This is a genomic window from Streptomyces atratus (assembly GCF_014648655.1).
Classification (GTDB): Bacteria; Actinomycetota; Actinomycetes; order Streptomycetales; family Streptomycetaceae; genus Streptomyces; species Streptomyces atratus.
Window position 1 is genome coordinate 1 of the sequence record NZ_BMRN01000187.1, and the last position, 597, is coordinate 597.

The 597-nt window shown below is 66.2% G+C and carries 1 protein-coding gene; it reads left to right on the plus strand.

The window, feature by feature from the left end:
* Positions 1 to 597: acyltransferase domain-containing protein (locus tag IEZ15_RS43995; protein ID WP_189282519.1), on the plus strand; the 597-nt coding region annotated here is incomplete at both ends.

Consider the following 597-nt stretch of genomic DNA (forward strand, 5'->3'; position numbering starts at 1 on the left):
GGTTGTTTCGGCCGGGTTGCCGGTGGTGCCGGTTGTTTTGTCGGGTCGGGGTGAGGGTGCGTTGCGGGGGCAGGCGGCGCGGTTGTTGGAGTGTGTGGAGGGTGGGGGTGCGGGGTTGTCGTTGGTTGATGTGGGGTTTTCGTCGGTGGTGTCGCGTGCGGTGCTGGAGCATCGTGCGGTGATCGCGGCGTCGGATCGTGAGGATTTGGTGCGGGGGCTGGCGGCTTTGGCCGGGGGCGAGATGGTGCCTTCGTCGGTGGTGCGGGGTGTGGCGGGGCCGGTGGGTGGGGTGGCGTTTGTGTTCACGGGTCAGGGTGCGCAGCGGTTGGGTATGGGGCGTGGGTTGTATGAGGCGTTTCCGGTGTTCCGGGAGGCGTTCGACGCGGTGTTGGGGGAGTTGGATGGGCGGTTGGGGTGTTCGTTGCGTGAGGTGGTGTGGGGTGGGGATGTGGAGGTGTTGAACGGGACGATGTTTGCGCAGGCGGGGTTGTTTGCGGTGGAGACGGCGTTGTTCCGGTTGGTGGAGTCGTGGGGGGTGCGTCCTGATTTTGTTCTGGGGCATTCGGTGGGTGAGATTGCGGCTGCGCATGTGGCGGG